At 58.1% G+C, this 19,720-nt stretch carries 16 protein-coding genes; 5 read left to right on the top strand and 11 right to left on the bottom strand.

Annotated features, from left to right (window positions below; translation table 11 throughout):
• Nucleotides 1-8: 8 nt before the first annotated feature.
• From pheA to mtnA, 4 genes are all read right to left on the bottom strand, one after another.
• Complete coding sequence (gene pheA, locus AAEZ03_RS03230; RefSeq protein WP_048368510.1) at nucleotides 9-1,103, bottom strand: prephenate dehydratase; 1,095 nt, start codon at nucleotides 1,101-1,103, stop codon at nucleotides 9-11.
• Nucleotides 1,103-2,188, bottom strand: coding sequence for a 3-phosphoserine/phosphohydroxythreonine transaminase (serC, locus tag AAEZ03_RS03225; protein WP_278941532.1), 1,086 nt, complete (start codon nucleotides 2,186-2,188; stop codon nucleotides 1,103-1,105). Before serC ends, pheA begins: the two co-directional genes overlap by 1 nt.
• A gap of 186 nt (nucleotides 2,189-2,374) precedes the next feature.
• Entirely contained in the window at nucleotides 2,375-5,026 is a 2,652-nt protein-coding gene (gyrA, locus tag AAEZ03_RS03220) for a DNA gyrase subunit A (RefSeq protein WP_123750435.1), read from the bottom strand.
• A 384-nt stretch (nucleotides 5,027-5,410) separates the two neighbouring features.
• Nucleotides 5,411-6,487 (bottom strand): S-methyl-5-thioribose-1-phosphate isomerase, encoded by a 1,077-nt coding sequence (gene mtnA, locus AAEZ03_RS03215; RefSeq protein WP_153334755.1) that lies wholly within the window; start codon nucleotides 6,485-6,487, stop codon nucleotides 5,411-5,413.
• Nucleotides 6,488-6,595: 108 nt separating this feature from the next.
• Here mtnA and AAEZ03_RS03210 point away from each other — a divergent pair, with 108 nt between their 5' ends.
• The 4 genes from AAEZ03_RS03210 (at nucleotide 6,596) to AAEZ03_RS03195 (ending at nucleotide 10,150) form a co-directional block, all read left to right on the top strand.
• Nucleotides 6,596-7,927, top strand: coding sequence for a TRZ/ATZ family hydrolase (locus tag AAEZ03_RS03210; protein ID WP_350575984.1), 1,332 nt, complete (start codon nucleotides 6,596-6,598; stop codon nucleotides 7,925-7,927).
• 63 nt (nucleotides 7,928-7,990) lie between these two features.
• The gene (gene ubiG / locus AAEZ03_RS03205; RefSeq protein ID WP_048368514.1) at nucleotides 7,991-8,689 is read left to right on the top strand and encodes a bifunctional 2-polyprenyl-6-hydroxyphenol methylase/3-demethylubiquinol 3-O-methyltransferase UbiG; all 699 of its coding nucleotides are present in this window, start codon (nucleotides 7,991-7,993) and stop codon (nucleotides 8,687-8,689) included.
• Between the two features lie 3 nt (nucleotides 8,690-8,692).
• Nucleotides 8,693-9,364, top strand: a complete 672-nt coding sequence (mupP, locus tag AAEZ03_RS03200; protein WP_153334753.1) for an N-acetylmuramic acid 6-phosphate phosphatase MupP — start codon at nucleotides 8,693-8,695, stop codon at nucleotides 9,362-9,364.
• A 45-nt stretch (nucleotides 9,365-9,409) separates the two neighbouring features.
• A complete protein-coding gene (locus tag AAEZ03_RS03195; protein ID WP_123750431.1) occupies nucleotides 9,410-10,150 on the top strand; it encodes a YciK family oxidoreductase in 741 nt (246 codons plus the stop codon).
• Between the two features lie 76 nt (nucleotides 10,151-10,226).
• On the opposite strand, the gene AAEZ03_RS03190 is transcribed toward AAEZ03_RS03195, so the two are convergent.
• The 7 genes from AAEZ03_RS03190 to AAEZ03_RS03160 all read right to left on the bottom strand — a co-directional run bounded on the left by AAEZ03_RS03190 (nucleotide 10,227) and on the right by AAEZ03_RS03160 (nucleotide 17,974).
• A complete protein-coding gene (locus AAEZ03_RS03190) occupies nucleotides 10,227-11,012 on the bottom strand; it encodes an iron-containing redox enzyme family protein (RefSeq protein WP_262123908.1) in 786 nt (261 codons plus the stop codon).
• Between the two features lie 45 nt (nucleotides 11,013-11,057).
• Nucleotides 11,058-13,517 (bottom strand): EAL domain-containing protein, encoded by a 2,460-nt coding sequence (locus AAEZ03_RS03185; protein WP_350575979.1) that lies wholly within the window; start codon nucleotides 13,515-13,517, stop codon nucleotides 11,058-11,060.
• 144 nt (nucleotides 13,518-13,661) lie between these two features.
• Nucleotides 13,662-15,479: an ABC transporter ATP-binding protein gene (locus AAEZ03_RS03180; RefSeq protein ID WP_278941649.1), complete on the bottom strand. Its 1,818-nt coding sequence runs from the start codon at nucleotides 15,477-15,479 to the stop codon at nucleotides 13,662-13,664.
• Nucleotides 15,472-16,107: a DsbA family protein gene (locus AAEZ03_RS03175; protein WP_350575976.1), complete on the bottom strand. Its 636-nt coding sequence runs from the start codon at nucleotides 16,105-16,107 to the stop codon at nucleotides 15,472-15,474. Before AAEZ03_RS03175 ends, AAEZ03_RS03180 begins: the two co-directional genes overlap by 8 nt.
• A gap of 1 nt (nucleotide 16,108) precedes the next feature.
• On the bottom strand, nucleotides 16,109-17,047 hold the full coding sequence (gene trhO, locus AAEZ03_RS03170; RefSeq protein WP_153330396.1) for an oxygen-dependent tRNA uridine(34) hydroxylase TrhO: 939 nt from the start codon (nucleotides 17,045-17,047) through the stop codon (nucleotides 16,109-16,111).
• Nucleotides 17,048-17,147: 100 nt separating this feature from the next.
• On the bottom strand, nucleotides 17,148-17,444 hold the full coding sequence (locus tag AAEZ03_RS03165; protein WP_048368522.1) for a BolA family protein: 297 nt from the start codon (nucleotides 17,442-17,444) through the stop codon (nucleotides 17,148-17,150).
• An 11-nt stretch (nucleotides 17,445-17,455) separates the two neighbouring features.
• A complete protein-coding gene (locus AAEZ03_RS03160) occupies nucleotides 17,456-17,974 on the bottom strand; it encodes a DUF2059 domain-containing protein (protein WP_123750426.1) in 519 nt (172 codons plus the stop codon).
• Between the two features lie 194 nt (nucleotides 17,975-18,168).
• Between AAEZ03_RS03160 and AAEZ03_RS03155 the strand changes: the two genes are divergently transcribed.
• Nucleotides 18,169-19,560, top strand: coding sequence for a class II fumarate hydratase (locus tag AAEZ03_RS03155; protein WP_350575972.1), 1,392 nt, complete (start codon nucleotides 18,169-18,171; stop codon nucleotides 19,558-19,560).
• Nucleotides 19,561-19,720 lie beyond the last annotated feature (160 nt).

The raw sequence follows: 19,720 nt of genomic DNA, 5'->3' as shown, positions 1-19,720 counted from the left end.
AAACCGCCTCAGAGAACCGCTTTCGGATAGGAGCCGAGCACTTTGAGCGCTACGGCTTCCTGACTGATCTGCTCCAGCACACTTTTGACCAACGGGTCGCGGTGGTGGCCTGCAAAATCAATGAAGAACACATAGGTCCACTTGCCGCTGCGCGAAGGACGCGTCTCAATGCGCGTGAGGTCGATGCCGTTTTCATGGAATGGCACCAACAACTCATGCAGCGCACCCGGACGGTTGCTCATCGACACGATAATCGAGGTTTTGTCGTCCCCGGTCGGCGGCACTTCCTGGTTGCCAATCATCAAGAAACGCGTGGAGTTATCCGGGCGATCTTCGATTTTTTCAGCCAGACGGGTCAGACCGTACAGGCCTGCTGCCATGTCGCCAGCAATCGCTGCGGAGTTCCACTCGCCTTTAACCCGCTTGGCCGCTTCGGCATTGCTCGACACGGCAATCCGCTCAACGTTCGGGTAGTGCGCGTCCAGCCACTTGCGGCACTGGGCCAACGACTGGGCATGCGAGTAGATACGGCTGATGCTGTCAGTCTTGGTGTTTTCGCCCACCAGCAAATGGTGGTGGATACGCAGCTCAACTTCGCCGCAGATCACCATGTCGTGCTCAAGAAAGCTGTCCAGCGTGTGGTTAACAGCGCCTTCGGTAGAGTTCTCTACCGGCACCACACCAAAGTTCACCGCACCGGCCGCCACTTCACGGAACACTTCATCAATCGCAGCCATCGGCTTGCTGATGACCGCGTGGCCAAAGTGTTTCATGGCCGCAGCTTGGGTAAAGGTGCCTTCAGGGCCTAGATAAGCCACTTTCAGCGGCTGCTCCAGCGCCAGGCAAGAAGACATGATTTCGCGGAACAACCGCGCCATCTCTTCGTTGCCTAGCGGCCCCTTGTTGCGCTCCATCACACGCTTAAGCACCTGAGCTTCACGCTCAGGCCGGTAAAAGACCGGCACTTCGCCTTCAGCCAGCGACGCCATCTTGACCCGCGCCACTTCCTGAGCGCAGCGGGCACGCTCACTGATCAGCTCCAGAACCTTTTCGTCCAGGCTGTCGATACGCAGGCGCAAGGCCTTGAGTTCTTGCTCGGACATTAGCCGTGTTCCTTCTCGAACTCTGCCATGTAAGCCACCAGCGCATTCACTGCGTGGATGTCCACGGCGTTATAGATCGACGCGCGCATGCCGCCTACCGAGCGGTGGCCTTTGAGGTTCAACAGGCCGCGAGCCTCAGCACCCGCCAGGAATGGCTTGTCGAGACGGTCGTCAGCCAGACGGAACGGCACGTTCATCCACGAGCGGTCAGTCTTGTTGATCGGGTTGCTGTACAAGCCGCTGGCATCGATGAAGTCATACAAGGTGCGCTTTTTAACTTCATTGAGCTTGCCGATGGCTTCAACGCCACCCTGCTCTTTCAGCCACTCAAACACCAGGCCAGACAAGTACCAGGCCAGCGTTGGCGGGGTGTTGTACATCGAGCCATTGTCGGCGGCGACCTTGTAATCGAGCATGGTCGGGCAGAACGAGCGTGCACGCCCCAGCAGGTCTTCGCGGATGATGTTCACCACGATACCGCTTGGGCCAATGTTCTTCTGTGCGCCAGCGTAGATCATGCCGAAACGGGAAACGTCGACTGGGCGCGACAGGATGTCCGAGGACATATCGGCAACCAGCGGAACGTCGCCGGTTTGCGGAATCCAGTCAAACTCCAGGCCGCCGATGGTTTCGTTCGGCGCATAGTGAACATAGGCCGCGTCTTTGGAGAGGTTCCACTCGTTCTGGCCAGGAATCGCAAAGTAATCGTAGTTCTTGGCGCTGGCAGCCACGTTGATGTGGCCATAGCGTGCAGCTTCTTCGATGGCTTTTTGCGACCAGATGCCGGTGTCGATGTAATCCGCCGAGCCATTTTCAGGCAGCAGATTCAACGGGATCTGGGCAAATTGCTGGCTTGCGCCGCCTTGCAGAAACAGGACTTTATAGTTCGAGGGAATAGACAGCAGGTCGCGCAGATCCTGCTCAGCCTTGGTTGCAATGGACACGAACTCATCGCTGCGATGGCTCATTTCCATAACCGAGAGGCCCTTGCCATGCCAGTCGAGCAGCTCAGACTGGGCACGCAACAGGACGGCTTCAGGAAGCGCAGCAGGACCTGCGCAGAAGTTATAGGCTCGTTTGCTCACATCCACTCTCGCTCTGATTTGGTGGGTCATGCAATAAATCAACAAGAGCTGCACCGCATGGCAAAGCGCCAATCTGTTCTGTGCACACCGGCCTGGCGGCTCAAAAAAATCAGTGCTTCGCTACACGTTGCAGCCCCAACACATACAACAAGGGGGCGAATCTTCATCCGCCCCCTGTGTGTCCGCTTATTCCTGCGGTTCTTCTTCGTCAGCGCCAGCCTCTAGCGGCTGCTCGTCGTCAACGCCATCCTGGATGGCCTCGCCCTCGAGTTCAACGTCATCGTCGAGTTCTTCGCCTTCCACTTCCGAAGGCTCCTGTACCCGCTCAAGCCCGACCAGCGTTTCATCGCTGGCCAGTTTGATCAAGGTCACGCCCTGAGTGTTACGACCCAGGCTCGACACTTCGTCAACACGCGTACGCACCAACGTACCCTGGTCAGAAATCAGCATGATTTCTTCGCCATCCTGAACCTGGACAGCGCCAACCAGACGACCGTTACGCTCGTTGCTGACCATGGCAATTACGCCCTGACCGCCACGCTTGTACTCAGGGAACTCGCTGATCGCCGTACGCTTGCCGTAGCCACGCTCGGACGCCGTAAGGATCTGGCTGCCTTCTTCCGGGATCAGCATCGAGATCAGCTTTTGACCTTCTGGCAGACGCATGCCGCGAACACCACGGGCCGTACGGCCCATCGCACGTACGTCGGACTCTTTAAAGCGAGTCACTTTGCCACCGTCGGAGAACAGCATGACTTCGCGCTCGCCATCAGTGATAGCAGCGCTGATCAGTACGTCGCCTTCGTCCAGCTCCAGGGCGATCAGCCCCACGCTGCGTTGACGGCTGAAAGATTCCAGCGGGGTCTTCTTCACGGTGCCGTTAGCGGTAGCCATGAAGATGAAATGACCTTCGGTGTATTCCTCGACCGGCAACATGGTGGTGATGTATTCACCCTCATCCAGCGGCAGCAGGTTGACCAGCGGACGACCGCGCGCGGCACGGGACGCTTCTGGAATTTCGTAAGTCTTGAGCCAGTACACCTTGCCCTTGCTGGAGAACAGCAACAGCGTGGTGTGGCTGTTGGCTACCAGCAGGTGAGCAATGTAGTCCTCATCTTTCACGCCAGTGGCCGACTTGCCTTTACCGCCACGACGCTGAGCCTGGTACGCAGCCAACGGCTGGGTCTTGGCATAGCCACCGTGGGAGATGGTCACAACGCGCTCTTCTTCCGGAATCATGTCGCCCAGTGTCAGGTCGAGACGATGATCCAGAATTTCGGTACGGCGCACGTCGCCGTATTCCGCACGAATGACTTCCAGCTCTTCGCGGATCACTTCCATCAAGCGCACAGCGCTGTTGAGGATGCGGATCAGCTCGCCGATCTGGTTCAGAATCTCTTGGTACTCAGCCAGCAGCTTCTCGTGCTCAAGACCGGTCAAGCGGTGCAGGCGCAATTCAAGAATGGCCTGAGCCTGTTCTGGCGACAGGAAGTACTTGCCGTCGCGCAGACCATATTGCGGGTCAAGGTTTTCAGGGCGGCACGAATCGGCACCGGCACGTTCAACCATCGCCACTACCGCCGTCGACTCCCAAGGGGTGCTGATCAGCGCTTCCTTGGCTTCAGATGGCGTAGGAGACGCTTTGATCAGCGCAATCACCGGATCGATGTTAGACAGGGCAACGGCCTGACCTTCAAGAATATGGCCACGTTCACGGGCTTTACGCAGCTCGAAGACGGTACGACGGGTCACCACTTCACGGCGGTGACGCACGAACGCTTCAAGCAGGTCCTTGAGGTTCAGGATGCGCGGACGACCGTCGATCAGGGCAACAATGTTGATCCCGAACACGCTTTGCAGCTGGGTCTGTGCATAGAGGTTATTGAGAATAACCTCCGGCACTTCACCGCGACGCAGTTCGATCACAACACGCATGCCGTCTTTGTCGGACTCATCACGCAGCTCGGTGATGCCTTCGAGTTTCTTCTCTTTAACCAGCTCAGCGATCTTCTCGATCAGACGCGCCTTGTTCAACTGGTAAGGCAGCTCGGTGATCACGATCTGCTGGCGGCCGCCGACCTTGTCGATGTCTTCGATAACCGAACGGGCACGCATGTAAATGCGGCCACGGCCAGTGCGATAGGCTTCGATGATGCCGGCACGGCCGTTGATGATGGCCGCCGTTGGAAAATCCGGGCCCGGGATGAACTGCATCAGTTCGTCGACGCTCAACTCCGGGTTATCGATCAAGGCCAGGCAGCCATCAATGACTTCGCCCAGGTTGTGCGGCGGGATGTTGGTGGCCATGCCCACAGCAATACCGCTGGAGCCGTTGACCAACAAGTTGGGAATACGCGTTGGCATGACCGCCGGGATCAGTTCCGTACCGTCATAGTTCGGCACCCAATCCACGGTTTCTTTGTGCAAGTCGGCCAGCAGTTCGTGAGCCAACTTGGTCATGCGCACTTCGGTGTATCGCATGGCAGCAGCGTTGTCGCCGTCAACCGAACCGAAGTTACCCTGACCATCTACCAGCAGGTAGCGCAGGGAGAATGGCTGAGCCATTCGAACGATGGTGTCGTAAACGGCCGTATCACCATGCGGGTGATACTTACCGATAACGTCACCGACCACACGGGCAGATTTCTTGTACGGCTTGTTCCAGTCGTTACTCAGTTCGCTCATCGCAAACAGCACACGCCGGTGCACGGGCTTCAAGCCATCGCGCGCATCAGGCAGTGCCCGGCCGACAATTACGCTCATTGCGTAGTCGAGGTAGGACTGTTTCAGCTCGTCTTCGATATTGACCGGGAGGATTTCTTTGGCCAGTTCGCCCATGAGAAGCCTGATTCCTTTTTCGGGTGAAACTTCGCCACATCCATTCGGGACGAACGAAGCTCGCCGCCGCTGGCCACGTGCCACGCAACGACTTACGACAAATCAACGAGTTAACCTACGGATTTGCGCAGTAAGGGCAACCCTTGCAGGGCACCCCGGAAACCGCCGGATGTTATCACAATCGCCGCCACGCACCTATCCCCCAGATGCGCATGGAGCATAGTAATTGGACCGATTGCAGGCTTGAGCGTGTCCAGAGGGACTCTGAGCCCACTTGAGGCGCCCTGCCACCCAGGTTTTTAGCGAGTACCGAAGGCTGCGACACGCGCCGCAAGCCTTCGCTTGTATCATCTGGCAACAAGGGATGGAGCCCGCGTCAGCGCATCAATGCAACCGCTTGCGGCACATCAATTGCGCCATTTTGGCAGCGTCCGGGCGCTCAACAATACCCTTCTCGGTCACGATCACGTCAATCAGGTCTGCCGGGGTTACGTCAAACACCGGATTGAACGCCTGAACGTCCGCGCCGACACGCTTGCCGCCCACTTCCAGCAATTCACTGCCGTTACGCTCTTCAATCGGGATGTCTTCGCCGCTGGCCAAGTCCATGTCGATGGTTGAACTCGGCGCAACCACCATAAAGCGCACACCGTGGTGCATGGCGTTGACCGCCAACTGATAGGTGCCAATCTTGTTTGCCACGTCACCATTGGCGGTAATACGGTCAGCGCCGACAATCACCCAGGTCACGCCCTTGGTTTTCATGATGTGGGCTGCGGCCGAGTCCACGTTCAAAATCACCGGGATCCCTTCGTTGGCCAGTTCCCAGGCAGTCAGGCGCGAGCCTTGCAGCCACGGCCGGGTTTCATCGGCATACACCTGCTCGATCATGCCCTCGATCCATGCGCCGCGAATCACCCCCAGTGCCGTGCCAAAGCCGCCGGTTGCCAGCGCTCCGGTGTTGCAATGGGTCAATACGGTCTGAGCATTGCCCTGATGGCGACGAATCACATCGACACCCAACTGCGCCATTGTCAGATTGGCCTCGCGGTCGCTCTCATGGATCGCGACGGCTTCGTCTTCCAGCGCCTGCAGCGCATCGGGGTTGTCTTTGCAGCGCTCCAGACGGTCGCGCATGCGATTAAGCGCCCAAAACAGGTTCACTGCGGTCGGTCGCGAGTTCGCCAGCAGGGAAAAATCCTGCTCCAGCGCCGCTACCCAGTCACCGCCTGCCGCCTTGCGATCACGCGCCGCCAGCACCACGCCATAAGCCGCCGCAATACCAATCGCCGGGGCGCCACGCACCACCATGTCACGAATGGCCTGGGCAACCCCGTCAGCGTCGGTATAGGCCAGCCAGTTCTCTTCAAAAGGCAAAATGCGCTGATCCAGCAGATGCAGGGCTTCACCCTGCCAATCAATGGCCTTTACCTTTTCAGCGGCCAACAGTCGATCGCGCATGACTTCCCCTATCACCCTGATACAAAACCGCCGATTATAGCGAGCCCGCCCCCAAGACGCTCGGGTATACTTCGCGTCCTTTTTATAATGCACCGGAAGTCGTTTTTGATGCCAACCCAGCCCTTGACCTTCGACTTATTGCTGCTCCCCACCTGGCTCGTACCTGTTGAACCCGCCGGGGTCGTACTCAAGGACCACGCTGTGGGCATCCAGGACGGACGCATTATATTCATGGGGCCACGCCACCTCGCCGAAAAACACACCGCCATTGAAACCCGCGAACTCCCCGAAATGCTGCTCAGCCCGGGGTTGATCAACGCTCACGGTCATGCAGCAATGACGTTGTTCCGCGGCATGGCCGATGACCTGCCCCTGATGACCTGGCTGGAAAACCATATCTGGCCGGCCGAAGCCAAGTGGGTCGATGAGGCGTTCGTTCGCGACGGCACCGACCTGGCCATAGCCGAGCAGATCAAAGGCGGCATTACCTGCTTCAGTGACATGTATTTCTTCCCCAAGGTGGCCAGCGAGCGCGTGCACAACAGCGGTATCCGCGCACAAATTGCCTTCCCCATTCTGGACTTCCCGATTCCGGGCGCCAGCACCGCAGACGAATCCCTGCGCCAGGCGGTAGAACTGTTTGGCGACCTGAAATACCACCCGCGCATCAAAATCGCGTTCGGCCCGCACGCGCCGTATACCGTCGGTGACGAAAACCTCGAGAAAGTCCGGGTAATTGCCGACGAACTCGATGCTGCCGTACAGATGCACGTGCATGAGACCGCCTTCGAAGTGCACCAGGCCGTCGAGCACAATGCCGAACGCCCGATGGCCCGCCTTGCCCGCCTGGGCTTGCTGGGCCCGCGCTTTCAGGCCGTGCACATGACTCAAATCAACGATGAAGACCTCAGCCTTCTGGTAGAAAGCAACTCCAGCGTGATCCATTGCCCTGAATCCAACCTCAAATTGGCCAGCGGTTTCTGCCCGGTTGAGCGCTTGTGGCAAGCCGGCGTCAATGTCGCGGTTGGCACCGACGGGGCTGCCAGCAATAATGACCTCGATTTGCTCGGTGAAACCCGCACAGCTGCCCTGCTGGCCAAAGCCGTATCAGGCTTGGCCACGGCACTGGACGCTCACCGCGCACTGCGTATGGCAACGCTCAACGGCGCTCGCGCCTTGGGCCAGGAGAGCGAAATCGGCTCGATCGAAGTCGGCAAAGCGGCTGATCTGGTGGCATTCGATCTGAGCGGCCTTGCCCAGCAGCCGGTCTATGACCCCGTCTCGCAGCTGATCTACGCCACTGGGCGCGATTGCGTGAAACATGTATGGGTCGCCGGCAAGCAACTGCTGGATAACGGCCAACTGACGCGCCTGGACGAGCAACAACTGTGCGCCACTGCCAAAGCCTGGGGCGAGCGTATAAACAGCCATACTCATTGATTCCAAGCCTCAGGGCCACGGCCCTGAGTTTTACCCGGTTTTTTAGCTTTAGAGGATTTACCCATGAGCAACGTCGACCACGCCGAGATCGCCAAATTCGAGGCGCTTGCCCATCGCTGGTGGGACCGCGAAAGCGAGTTCAAGCCGCTGCACGACATCAACCCGCTGCGGGTCAACTGGATTGACGAGCGCGTTCACCTGGCCGGCAAAAAGGTCCTCGATGTAGGCTGCGGCGGCGGCATCCTCAGCGAGTCCATGGCTCAGCGCGGGGCGACTGTCACCGGTATCGACATGGGCGAAGCCCCCCTCGCTGTCGCGCAACTGCACCAGCTCGAGTCCGGCGTCAACGTTGAGTACCGTCAAATCACTGCCGAAGAACTGGCGCTCGAAATGCCGGGCCAGTTCGACGTCGTCACCTGCCTAGAAATGCTCGAGCACGTGCCAGATCCAGCGTCAGTCATCCGCGCCTGCTACCAGATGGTCAAACCGGGCGGCCAAGTGTTCTTCTCGACCATCAACCGCAACCCCAAGTCCTACCTGTTCGCGATTATCGGCGCCGAATATGTGCTCAAGCTGATGCCACGCGGGACCCACGACTTCAAGAAGTTCATTCGCCCTTCCGAGCTGGGCGCCTGGAGCCGCCAGGCAGGCCTGAGCGTCAAGGACATCATCGGCCTGACCTACAACCCGCTGACCAAGCACTACAAACTGGCCAACGATGTAGACGTCAACTACATGATCCAGACCCTTCGCGAGGAGTAATACATGCGTTTAAGAGCAGTTCTTTTTGACATGGACGGCACCCTGCTCGACACCGCGCCGGACTTTATCGCCATCTGCCAGGCCATGCGCGCAGACCGTGACCTGCCGCCCGTGGCCGACAAACTGATTCGCGATGAAATTTCCGGCGGTGCCAAGGCGATGGTTGCCGCGACGTTCGGCATCAGCCCTGAAGCAGACAACTTCGAGGCCCTGCGCCTTGAGTTCCTTGAGCGCTATCAACGTGACTGTGCGGTCCACAGCAAGCTGTTTGACGGCATGGCCGAACTGTTGGCCGACATCGAAAAGGCTCATTTGGTATGGGGCGTTGTCACCAACAAGCCCGTACGCTTCGCCGAGCCAATCATGCAACAGCTTGGGCTGGCCGAGCGTTCCGCCCTGCTGATCTGCCCCGATCACGTCACCCGCAGCAAGCCCGACCCTGAGCCGCTTATCCTGGCCTGCAAGATGCTCGACCTGGACCCGGCCAGCGTACTGTTTGTCGGCGACGACCTGCGTGACATCGAGTCTGGCCGCGATGCCGGGACCAAAACAGCCGCCGTGCGTTATGGCTATATCCACCCCAACGACAACCCTGACCATTGGGGCGCTGACGTGGTGGTCGACCATCCGGCCGAATTGCGCAAAGTTCTGGATAACGCGATGTGCAGTTGCTAACACCCAGGCGCTGCACATGCTTCCTGCTTTTTGTTGAGGTGCTTTATGTTTGATTACACCGCCCGCCCCGACCTGCTTCAGGGCCGCATCATCCTGGTCACGGGGGCCGGTCGTGGTATTGGCGCAGCCGCCGCCAAAACCTATGCGGCCCACGGAGCGACCGTGTTGCTGCTCGGCAAGACAGAAGCCAACCTGAGCCAGGTCTACGACGACATTGAAGCCGCCGGACACGCCAAACCGGCAGTTATCCCGTTCAACCTCGAAACCGCCCTGCCGCATCAGTACGACGAACTGGCGGCCATGATTGAAAGCGAGTTCGGGCGCCTGGACGGGCTCCTGCACAACGCCTCGATCATCGGCCCGCGCACGCCGCTGGAGCAACTGAGTGGCGAGAACTTCATGCGCGTGATGCACATCAACGTAAACGCCATGTTTATGCTGACCAGCACACTGCTTCCGTTGCTCAAACTGTCACAAGACGCCTCGGTGATCTTCACCTCCAGCAGCGTTGGCCGTAAAGGCCGCGCCTACTGGGGCGCTTATGGCGTGTCCAAGTTCGCCACCGAAGGCCTGATGCAAACCCTCGCCGACGAAGTTGAAAACGTCTCGACGGTGCGCTCCAACAGCATCAACCCGGGTGCAACCCGCACCAGCATGCGTGCGCAGGCCTACCCCGCAGAAAACCCGCAGAACAACCCTGAGCCGCAAGCCATCATGCCGGTTTACCTGTACCTGATGGGCCCGGACAGCACCGGGGTCAATGGGCAGGCGTTCAACGCACAGTAAAAACCCATAAAAAAACCGGAGCCTGCCCATGCAGCCTCCGGTTTTTTTAACCCTTCAGGTCGTCATCTCCCGACAATCAGGACTCGACCAGCTCGCGCCGCGCACGCACTACCGGCGCCCCCTCAAACTGCAAGCAGCTCTGCAAAAACAGATACTTGTAGTCATAGCTCTTGCAAATCGCTTTACGCAACTCGGTTTTCAGCTCTTCTGAAGGGTTCAACCCCGCCAGCGTGCAAATGATCTCCAGCGCTTCCCAAGGGTGCTCATCGTCATACTGCGCGTGCATCTTCAGCCATTTCATGGAGCGCTTGCGCCCCTCTTGTGGAAACGACTCTTCATAGATGCTTTTTGAGCACACCACAGCTGCCCATTCACCGACTGCGCCCTCGATGGCGTAGTTGGTGGCGGCCATCGCCACGGCCAACGAGTCGGTTGCACAGCTGTGCCAGCACCAGTCGTTGAGCGCCTGAAACTCTGCCGGTATGTCCTGCGCGTTCATGTCTTCAAGGCTTACACCGTGTGCACGCGCCCAATGCACCCAATAGTCGGCATGGTTAAGCTCGACACGAATGTTGCGGATAAGCCAGCGCCGCGCCATGTCCTCACCCGGATGGCGCCCATAACGGGTTTTGCCCAGGTTATGACCCATGTACAACGAAAACTGCTCGACAACCGGCCAGCCGCCGATCAGGAAAATACGCATGGTCTTTTCGCTGAGGGTGTTGTCGCGCATGCGTCGGTAAATTTCGTGTTCAACAACCCGGCGTTTGCTCTCGCTGCAGTCGCGGATCAATTGCTGAGCCCACTCGGGGTAGCTGGTCGCCTCCATTAGAGGGCCAGTTCGGTTATAGGTCTCGGTCACTATCAGGCTCCTTATGACACGCTGGTTTTGCAAATCCGGAAATGCTTAACGCAACGTGCCAGGCGACTTCAAGGCCAACGGCGCGGGACGTTTGGGCCGGCACCACAAACTGTCACACGTCAGCACGTGAGGACGTTCAACTGCATATCCCTGCGCATAATCGACACCGATCTCGACCAAAGCCTGCTCAATGTGCGAAGACTCAACGAACTCTGCAATCGTACGCTTACCCATTACGTGCCCAATGTGATTAATCACTTCTACCATAGCCCGATTAATCGGATCATCCAGCATGTCTCTGACGAAACTGCCATCAATCTTCAAAAAGTCCACCGGCAGGTGCTTTAGATAAGCAAACGAAGACATTCCCGCGCAGAAGTCATCCAGCGAGAAACGGCACCCCAGCGCCTTCAGGTCATTGATAAAGCGAATGGCGCTGCCCAGATTGGCGATGGCGCTGGTTTCAGTGATCTCAAAGCAGATTTGCCCGGGCGAAACGCCATAGCATTCAAACTGTTCGTGCAAGAACGCCAGAAACTCATCATCACCAATGGTTGTGCCCGACAAGTTAATCGCACACATTTCCATTGGTCGCCCGGGGTGCTGAGCCGTGCATTCGGAAATGATCTTGAACACATTCTCGACCACCCAGCGGTCAATCGATGGCATCAAGCCATAACGTTCGGCGGCCGGGATGAAATGGTCAGGCATGATCACTCGTTCATTTTCATCCTGCAGACGCAAAAGAATCTCAATGTGACCGCTGTGCTCCTCCACATGCCCCAACGGAACGATTGCCTGGGAGTAGAGGCAAAAGCGGTTTTCTTCCAGCGCCACATGCAGGCGCTGCACCCAGTTCATTTCACCGAAGCGCATGGACAGTTCGGAGTCGTCCTCGTGATACACCTGCACCCGGTTCCGGCCTTTCTCCTTGGCCATGTAACAGGCCATGTCGGCAGCTCGCATACAGCCTTCCAGCGTGATCGGGAGTTCGTGAATATGCACCAGGCCAATACTGATGGTGTTGAGGAACGGACGCCCCTTCCAGGCGAAGTGCAGACTCTGCACTGCATGGCGCAACCCCTCGGCAATTTTCTCAGCCACATCGGCCGGGCAGTTTTCCAGCAAGATGCCGAATTCATCTCCGCCCAGCCGCGCCAGGGTATCGCCCTCACGTAAACCGGATTGCAGCAGCGCACAAATATGGCGCAGAAGCTCGTCACCCGCCGCGTGACCGCAGGTGTCATTCACCAGCTTGAATTGGTCGAGATCCAAAAACATCAGCGCATGCCGACCTTGTTGCCGCGCCAGGTTTTGCAGCACCAGTTCCAGGCGGTATTCAAACTCACGGCGGTTGGCCAGCCCGGTGAGCGCATCATGGGTGGCCTGCCAGGACAGATTGGCGATGTACTGCCGCTCCTGGGTCATGTCATGCAGCACCAACACCGCGCCGCTGAGTTTGCCCGCATGCAAGATCGGCGCGCCGGACAGGGTGACCGCCACGGTACTGCCATCCATACGCTGGATAAACCTGGAGTTCTCATTGTTGCTGCCTAACTGACCGCTGAGCACATGATCAATCAGCTTGAAGCCTTCATCCGGCCTGTTGTCATCCAGGATTTTGAACAGCGCCCCCAGAGGTACGCCCCGGGCCTGTTCAGACTGCCAGTGAGTCAAGCGCTCGGCAGCCGGGTTCATGTACGTGATGGCGCCATCAACATCGGTACTGATGACGCCATCACCAATGGATTCCAGAGTGATTTGCGCCCGCTCTTTCTCAAGCTGTAGCGCTTGAGCAAAGACACGGCTCTGAACCAGAATTTTGTGGGTACGCATCAAGGCGAGGCAAATCAGCCCTAGCGCTACCGCCAGGTTGACCGCCACCAGCAACTTCAAAATAAACCGCGAGGCCTCACCCAACGCATCGCTGAACGCCTTGGCTGCGGGGGTCACCGCGTCGTTGATGGCATAAATCTGCGCGCGCCATTGCGCGACATCGGCCTCTGACACCTGATTCGTGCTGACCTGGCGGTGTATCTCTTGCGCCAGATTATCGAGCTTGTCCAGATACTCATCGCCCACGCTCCATTTCGCGATGGCTTTTTCCAGGTAGCTGAAATGTCGGAAGTTTTGATAAAGCCAGATCAGCCCGTAGACGTCTTCGGGGCGATTGCCGCCTTGCAGAATGCCTTCGCGTGCGGCCTGCATATCCGGCTCAGGCTGGTCCAGGGCCACCCGCAGTTTATGGCCGCCCTGAGGCACGCGAATGGCTTGCTGATACTGCGCATACGTCGCGGGGTCGCGATTGTCCGCGTACAAGCTCAAGAAATAGATGGCGTCTTTCTGACCCTTGGACCACAAGCTCTCGCCTGCGACATAGCCCCTTACGGCCGAAAGCATGTAGAGACTCATGCAGCCCAATAAAACCTGAAACAGTACAACCGCAATAAAGGGCCAGACAATCCCGAGCAGGTGGGGCGTCCCGAGCGTACGTTTTGGCTTCATGAGTTCCCTTTGCATCACGCAGTCAGATGAAAACCAGAGGAAAAGCCTCAAAGAACTGAGACTAGGCCAACAACCGACATTTGGGATACCTCAGAGTGCTAACTAGCCCTCAAAAAACACATTAAGGGCAAATACGCTGCGCCCTCAACTTTGCTGCAAGTGGCCATACAACTGCGCGTAAAGGCCGCCCTCGGCGATCAACTGGTGATGCTCGCCGTCTTCGGCAATGCTGCCACCGTCAAACACCAGCACCCGGTCTGCCTGTTTAACCGCAGACAGCCTGTGCGCGATGATCAGCGTCGTGCGCCCGCTCAAAAAGGCGCCTAGCGCGTGGTGCAAGTTGTATTCAGTGGCCGCGTCCAGTGCGCTGGTGGCCTCGTCGAGAATCACCACACGGGGCTCGGCCAGGACCATGCGCGCTATCGCCAGGCGCTGGCGCTGACCACCCGACAAACGCACCCCGGAACGCCCAACGATACTGTCCAGACCTTGCGGCAAGGTCATGATGGTGCCATCCAACTGAGCGATTTCCAGTGCGCGCCAGCAGGCTTCGTCCGTGCGCTCACGGCCCATGGTCAGGTTGGCGCGCACCGTGTCGTTGAACAGCGCCGGATGCTGCAACACCACCGCCACATGCTCGCGAATAGCCTCCAGGCCAATATCCGACTGGCGCACACCGCCAAACGAAATGCTTCCGGACTGTGGCGTGTACAGCCCCAGCAGCAATTGCACCAAGGTGCTTTTACCGCCGCCGCTGGTGCCAACAATCGCCACTTTCTCGCCAGGAGCGATGCTCAGGTTAAGCGTGTCCAGTACCCGTTCTTCGCCGTAGCTGAAGCTCAGGTCGCGGATATCGATGCCAACTGTTTCACGCCCGGCAAACGGATCAACGCCGCCCGGATAGTGAGGTTCATCCTCACGCGCCAGCAGCTGGTTGATGCGTGTCACCGCGCCGTCCGCCGCGTAAAAAGCGTATTGCAGGTTCAGCAACTGTTCGACCGGGCCGATCATGAACCAGAGGTAACTGAATACCGCCAGCATTTGCCCGATCGACAGGTCAGAGAACAGCACCGTCAACATGGCGGCCGCGCGAAAAATATCGATGCCGAACTGGAATAACAACCCGCTGGCCCGGTTCGAGGCGTCGGTTTTCCACTGCGAGTTCGCAGCAAAATCCCTGACTTCACGGGCACGCTGCTGTAAGCGACCGAGGAAAAAGCCCTGACGGTTGCCCGCTCGCACTTCCTGGATTGAATCCAGGGTTTCGGTCAGCGCCTGGGTGAAACGCCCGGTACTGTCATTTTCGAGCTTTTTCAAATGTTTGACGCGTTTGCCCAGTTGCACCGTGGCGTAGATCACCAACGGGTTAAACAACAGGATCAACAGCGCCAACTGCCAGTTCATCCACAGCAGAATCGCCGAGGTGCCGATCAGGGTGAGCATGGCCACCAAAAACCGGCTGAGGGTTTCGCCGACAAACTTGTCGAGGGTATCGAGGTCGGTGACTAAATGCGTGGTCACCGTGCCGCTGCCCAGGCTCTCGTACTCCGCCAGCGAGATGCGCTTCAAGCGCTCAATCAAGCGCACCCGGATACGGAACACGATGTCTTTGGCCAGCCGTGAAAACAGCCGCGATTGCAGGACGTTAAACAGCAATGCGCCAACGCGCAGCAGCAACGTCACCACCAGCATCAGGCCGATGTAGCCCACCGAACTCTGCCAGGCGACTGGCAGCCAGTGGTTCATGACTTTCAGGGCCGCGTCGCCATGCCCCAGCAGCACTTCGTCCACCAACAGCGGCAGCAGCAACGGAATCGGCACACTGCACAGCGTGGCCAGCACAGCCACACCGTTGGCAATCCACAGGGCTTTTTTATGCCGCAGGGCCAGACGGCGAATGTCAGCCCAGCCCAGCCGGTCTGGCGTGCGGGCAGTAGACGGTTTAGCGCTGGGATCAAGCACTCGCTGCACGACCCAGCCAACGGCCCAGCAAATCAGACAACGGTTCAAGCGGTTGATAGCCATTTGTTAACAAGGCCAATTGGCCATTACGCTCGGCCAGCAACGTCGGGAACCCGGCGATGCCCAAGTCCTGTACCCACGTAAAGTCCGCAGCCGTCGCGGCCTGTTGCTCGACGCTGTCGAAGGCCGCCGCAAACTCAGCCCTTGGCAACCCGGCCTGCTCGGCCAACTCAACCAAAACACTGCTTTGCGTGACATCCCGGCCTTCAGCGTAAAACGCGTGCTGGATAAGCTTGAGCAAGGCCCAGGCACACGCCGGTGCCAGGCCGCGTGCTGCCACTATCGCCCGGCAAGCGGGCTCGCAGTCGTAGACAAAACCCTCGGGCAAGGCCCCCGTAAAGTTGAAAGGCTGCCCGGTGGCGTCAGCCACGGCCTGCCAATGCTCAAGGATGTAGCGCCGGGTAGAAGGCTCAAGCGCCGCACTGTTGCCGGTGCGCAAACCGCCTACCACCAGGTGCAGTTCCACACCTGCAGCTTGCGCCTGCTCGATCAGGGCTTGCGCAACGGGCGCAAAACCCCAGCACCATGAACACATCGGGTCCATCACATAGAGCAGGCGCGCAGACATATCAGGCCTCGGCAGATTTACGATAGTTATGACCAATCGGGTGCGGCTGATTGCGGGCCTTGGCCAATTCAATCTGCTTTTGACGATCAATCGCGCTGCGACGGGTTTTCTCGCTCAGCTTGTCCCAGCAATGCGGGCAGCTGATACCCGGCTGGTAGTGCTCGGACTCACGATCTGCAGCGTTGATCGGCGTGCGACAGGCGTGGCACTGATCGTACTCACCTTCGCTCAGATCGTGACGCACGGTCACGCGGTTATCAAACACAAAGCAGTCACCTTCCCACTTGGACTCTTCCTGCGGCACCTCTTCGAGGTACTTCAGAATGCCGCCCTTGAGGTGATACACCTCATCAAACCCTTGACTGAGCATGTAGCTCGACGCTTTTTCACAGCGAATGCCGCCGGTGCAGAACATCGCGACTTTTTTGTGCACAGCCGGGTCGAAGTTGGCTTTGATGTAGTCAGGGAACTCACGAAAGCTCGTGGTTTTAGGGTCGATGGCGCCTTCAAAGGTGCCAATCGAGACTTCGTAATCGTTACGGGTGTCAATCAGCAACACCTCTGGGTCGCTGATCAAGGCGTTCCAGTTTTCGGGGTCGACATAGGTACCGACTTTTTTATTCGGGTCTACGCCTTCAACGCCGAGGGTGACGATCTCTTTTTTCAGCTTGACCTTGGTCCGGTAGAACGGCTGGTCATCGCAGTAGGATTCTTTGTGGTCAATATCGACCATACGCGGGTCGTTTTTGAGCCATGCCAGCAGGCCGTCAATGCCTTCACGGCTACCGGAAACGGTGCCATTGATGCCTTCTTCGGCAATCAGCAAAGTGCCTTTGATGCCGTTATCCACCATTGCCTTGAGCAACGGTTCACGCAGTTCAACGTAGTCTTGCAGGGTGACGAATTTATACAGTGCAGCAACAACAATTGGCGCGGTCATCTTGAAACTCTCCAGGTGGCTACCCTCGCAAAGGGTGAACCGGATGCAAAAAAAACGCGCCGACTAAGCGGCGCGTTGCGGATTCTAGCAAAAACGTGTGTTAGTGCCCACCGCCAGCGCAGGTCGGCGAGGCCGGGGCTGCGTCGATTTTCGCCCACTCTTCAGGCGTGTACGTGTGCAATGCCAACGCATGGAACTCACCCATCAGGTCACCCAGGGTGGCGTAAACCTTTTGGTGACGCTTGACACGGTTGAGCCCGTCGAACTGCTCGCTGACCACCACCGCCTTGAAGTGAGTCTGCAACCCACGGCTGTGCATGTGGCTCTCATCCAGCACGCTCAAATGCTCGGGTTGCAACGCGCTCAGCGTCGTTTCAATACGTTGTTGCATGCTCATTCAGACTCCGCTTACTTCTTTTTGGCCGGGGCCGGTGCAGCCGGTACCAGTTGGGCAGTCATGTCTTCCAACAGCTTGTTGACCACAGGCACGGCGCTTTCCAGCTTGGCTTGAGTCATCTGGGCAGACTGTTGAGTCAGTTGCGGCATTTTTTCCAGCACTTTCTTGCCCAATGGCGACTGGTAGAACTTCACCAGGTCATTAAGCTCGGACTCACTGAAGTTGGTGGTGTACAGCTTGACCATGTCCGGCTTCAGCTTGTCCCAGCCAATGGCTTGGTCCAAGGCAGTGTTGGCTTTGGCCTGGTAGGTTTCCAGCAAGGCCTTTTTCGAGGCTGGCGCTTTGGTTTGTTCAAAGCGTTGAGCAAACATTTGCTGCACTTGCATGTACACCGGCGTCCCCAGTTTGTCGGCGTGTGCCAGCTTGAGGAACGTTTCAGCACTGGCAGCGTGGCTGGCAGCATCGGCGAATACCTGGCCGCTGGCGCATACCAGAGCAACTGCAGTACAGATGGCGCGAAGACGAGTCATCGAGTTTCCTTTATCTAGCAAGCGAGGTCGTACCCCAGGGGCCACCATTCTGCGCCTAACAAAGTGTGTCACTCAACCCCGAGACTGATAGCGGTTCTCAACAATCCGACAAAAACCACTAAAACTAAAGTTTGAACTCCTGCAGGCGATTGAGCGCCTAAGCTCACTGATCAACCTTTAGGAGAAACGACCTGATGAGCCGCATCGAAACCGACAGCCTGGGTGAAGTGAACGTACCGGATGAGGCCTATTGGGGCGCTCAGACTCAGCGCTCGCTGATCAACTTTGCCATCGGCAACGAAAAAATGCCGCTGGCCATGCTGCATGCCCTGGTGCTGATCAAAAAAGCCGCGGCCCGCGTCAACGACCGCAATGGCGACTTGCCAGCCGACATCGCGCGCCTGATCGAACAGGCGGCCGACGAAGTGCTGGGCGGCCAGCTTGATGATCAATTCCCCTTGGTAGTCTGGCAAACCGGCAGCGGCACCCAAAGCAACATGAACGCCAACGAAGTGATTGCCGGGCGCGCCAACGAACTGGCCGGCAAAGGCCGCGGCGGCAAGTCGCCGGTGCACCCCAACGACCACGTCAATCGCTCGCAAAGCTCCAACGACTGCTTCCCGACGGCCATGCACATTGCGGCGGCCAAGGCGGTGCATGAGCACCTGCTGCCGGCGATCAGTGAACTGTCTGGCGGGCTGGCGGAGTTGTCGGCCCGCCACATGAAACTGGTTAAAACCGGTCGCACCCACATGATGGACGCGACCCCCATTACATTCGGCCAAGAGCTGTCGGCTTACATCGCGCAACTCGATTACGCAGAAAAAGCCATTCGCTCAGCCCTGCCGGCTGTTTGCGAACTGGCGCAGGGCGGCACCGCCGTGGGCACCGGGCTGAATGCTCCACACGGTTTTGCCGAAGCTATTGCCGCCGAACTTGCCGCCCTGTCGGGCCTGCCGTTTGTCACCGCCCCCAATAAATTTGCCGCGTTGGCCGGGCATGAGCCACTGACCACCTTGTCGGGTGCCCTGAAAACCCTGGCCGTAACCTTGATGAAACTGGCCAATGACTTCCGCCTGCTGGGTTCCGGCCCACGCGCAGGGCTGGCCGAAATCAAACTGCCCGCCAACGAACCGGGCAGCTCGATCATGCCGGGCAAGGTCAACCCGACCCAATGCGAAGCGTTGTCGATGCTCGCCTGTCAGGTGCTGGGCAATGACGTGGCGATTGGCTTTGCCGCCAGCCAGGGGCATTTGCAGCTCAACGTGTACAAGCCGGTGATCATTCACAACCTGTTGCAGTCGATCAAACTGCTGGCCGACGGTTGCAGCAACTTCAATGAACACTGCGTGACCGGGCTTGAACCGGACGCGGGCAAAATGGCCGAACACCTGGAGCGCGGCCTGATGCTGGTGACTGCACTCAACCCCCATATCGGCTACGACAAATCGGCGCAAATCGCCAAAAAAGCCTATGCCGAAGGGTTGACCTTGCGCGAAGCGGCGCTGGAGTTGGGTTATCTGACTGACGAAGAATTCAACGAGTGGGTACGCCCGGAAAACATGCTCAGCCCCGGCAAGCATTAAAACCAAACGCTATAACCCCGTAGGAGCTGCCGCAGGCTGCGATCTTTTGATGTTAAAGGTCAAAAGATCGCAGCCTGCGGCAGCTCTTATCAAACATAAAATAACCCATTGTTTTTATTCAAAAAAACTACCCAGCTTTTTCAAGCCTCCATCCCAGCTT

The organism is Pseudomonas sp. HY2-MNA-CIBAN-0224 (assembly GCF_040310285.1).
Taxonomy (GTDB): domain Bacteria; phylum Pseudomonadota; class Gammaproteobacteria; order Pseudomonadales; family Pseudomonadaceae; genus Aquipseudomonas; species Aquipseudomonas helleri.
This window is presented reverse-complemented; position numbering and strand designations above follow the sequence as displayed.

Bases quoted from the DNA above. Each gene is read 5' to 3' on its own strand.
- pheA (WP_048368510.1), bottom strand. From the start codon at position 1,103: ATGTCCGAGCAAGAACTCAAGGCCTTGCGCCTGCGTATCGACAGCCTG.
- gyrA (WP_123750435.1), bottom strand. From the start codon at position 5,026: ATGGGCGAACTGGCCAAAGAAATCCTCCCGGTCAATATCGAAGACGAG.
- mtnA (WP_153334755.1), bottom strand. From the start codon at position 6,487: ATGCGCGATCGACTGTTGGCCGCTGAAAAGGTAAAGGCCATTGATTGG.
- AAEZ03_RS03210 (WP_350575984.1), top strand. From the start codon at position 6,596: ATGCCAACCCAGCCCTTGACCTTCGACTTATTGCTGCTCCCCACCTGG.
- ubiG (WP_048368514.1), top strand. From the start codon at position 7,991: ATGAGCAACGTCGACCACGCCGAGATCGCCAAATTCGAGGCGCTTGCC.
- mupP (WP_153334753.1), top strand. From the start codon at position 8,693: ATGCGTTTAAGAGCAGTTCTTTTTGACATGGACGGCACCCTGCTCGAC.
- AAEZ03_RS03195 (WP_123750431.1), top strand. From the start codon at position 9,410: ATGTTTGATTACACCGCCCGCCCCGACCTGCTTCAGGGCCGCATCATC.
- AAEZ03_RS03185 (WP_350575979.1), bottom strand. From the start codon at position 13,517: ATGAAGCCAAAACGTACGCTCGGGACGCCCCACCTGCTCGGGATTGTC.
- AAEZ03_RS03175 (WP_350575976.1), bottom strand. From the start codon at position 16,107: ATGTCTGCGCGCCTGCTCTATGTGATGGACCCGATGTGTTCATGGTGC.
- trhO (WP_153330396.1), bottom strand. From the start codon at position 17,047: ATGACCGCGCCAATTGTTGTTGCTGCACTGTATAAATTCGTCACCCTG.
- AAEZ03_RS03165 (WP_048368522.1), bottom strand. From the start codon at position 17,444: ATGAGCATGCAACAACGTATTGAAACGACGCTGAGCGCGTTGCAACCC.
- AAEZ03_RS03160 (WP_123750426.1), bottom strand. From the start codon at position 17,974: ATGACTCGTCTTCGCGCCATCTGTACTGCAGTTGCTCTGGTATGCGCC.
- AAEZ03_RS03155 (WP_350575972.1), top strand. From the start codon at position 18,169: ATGAGCCGCATCGAAACCGACAGCCTGGGTGAAGTGAACGTACCGGAT.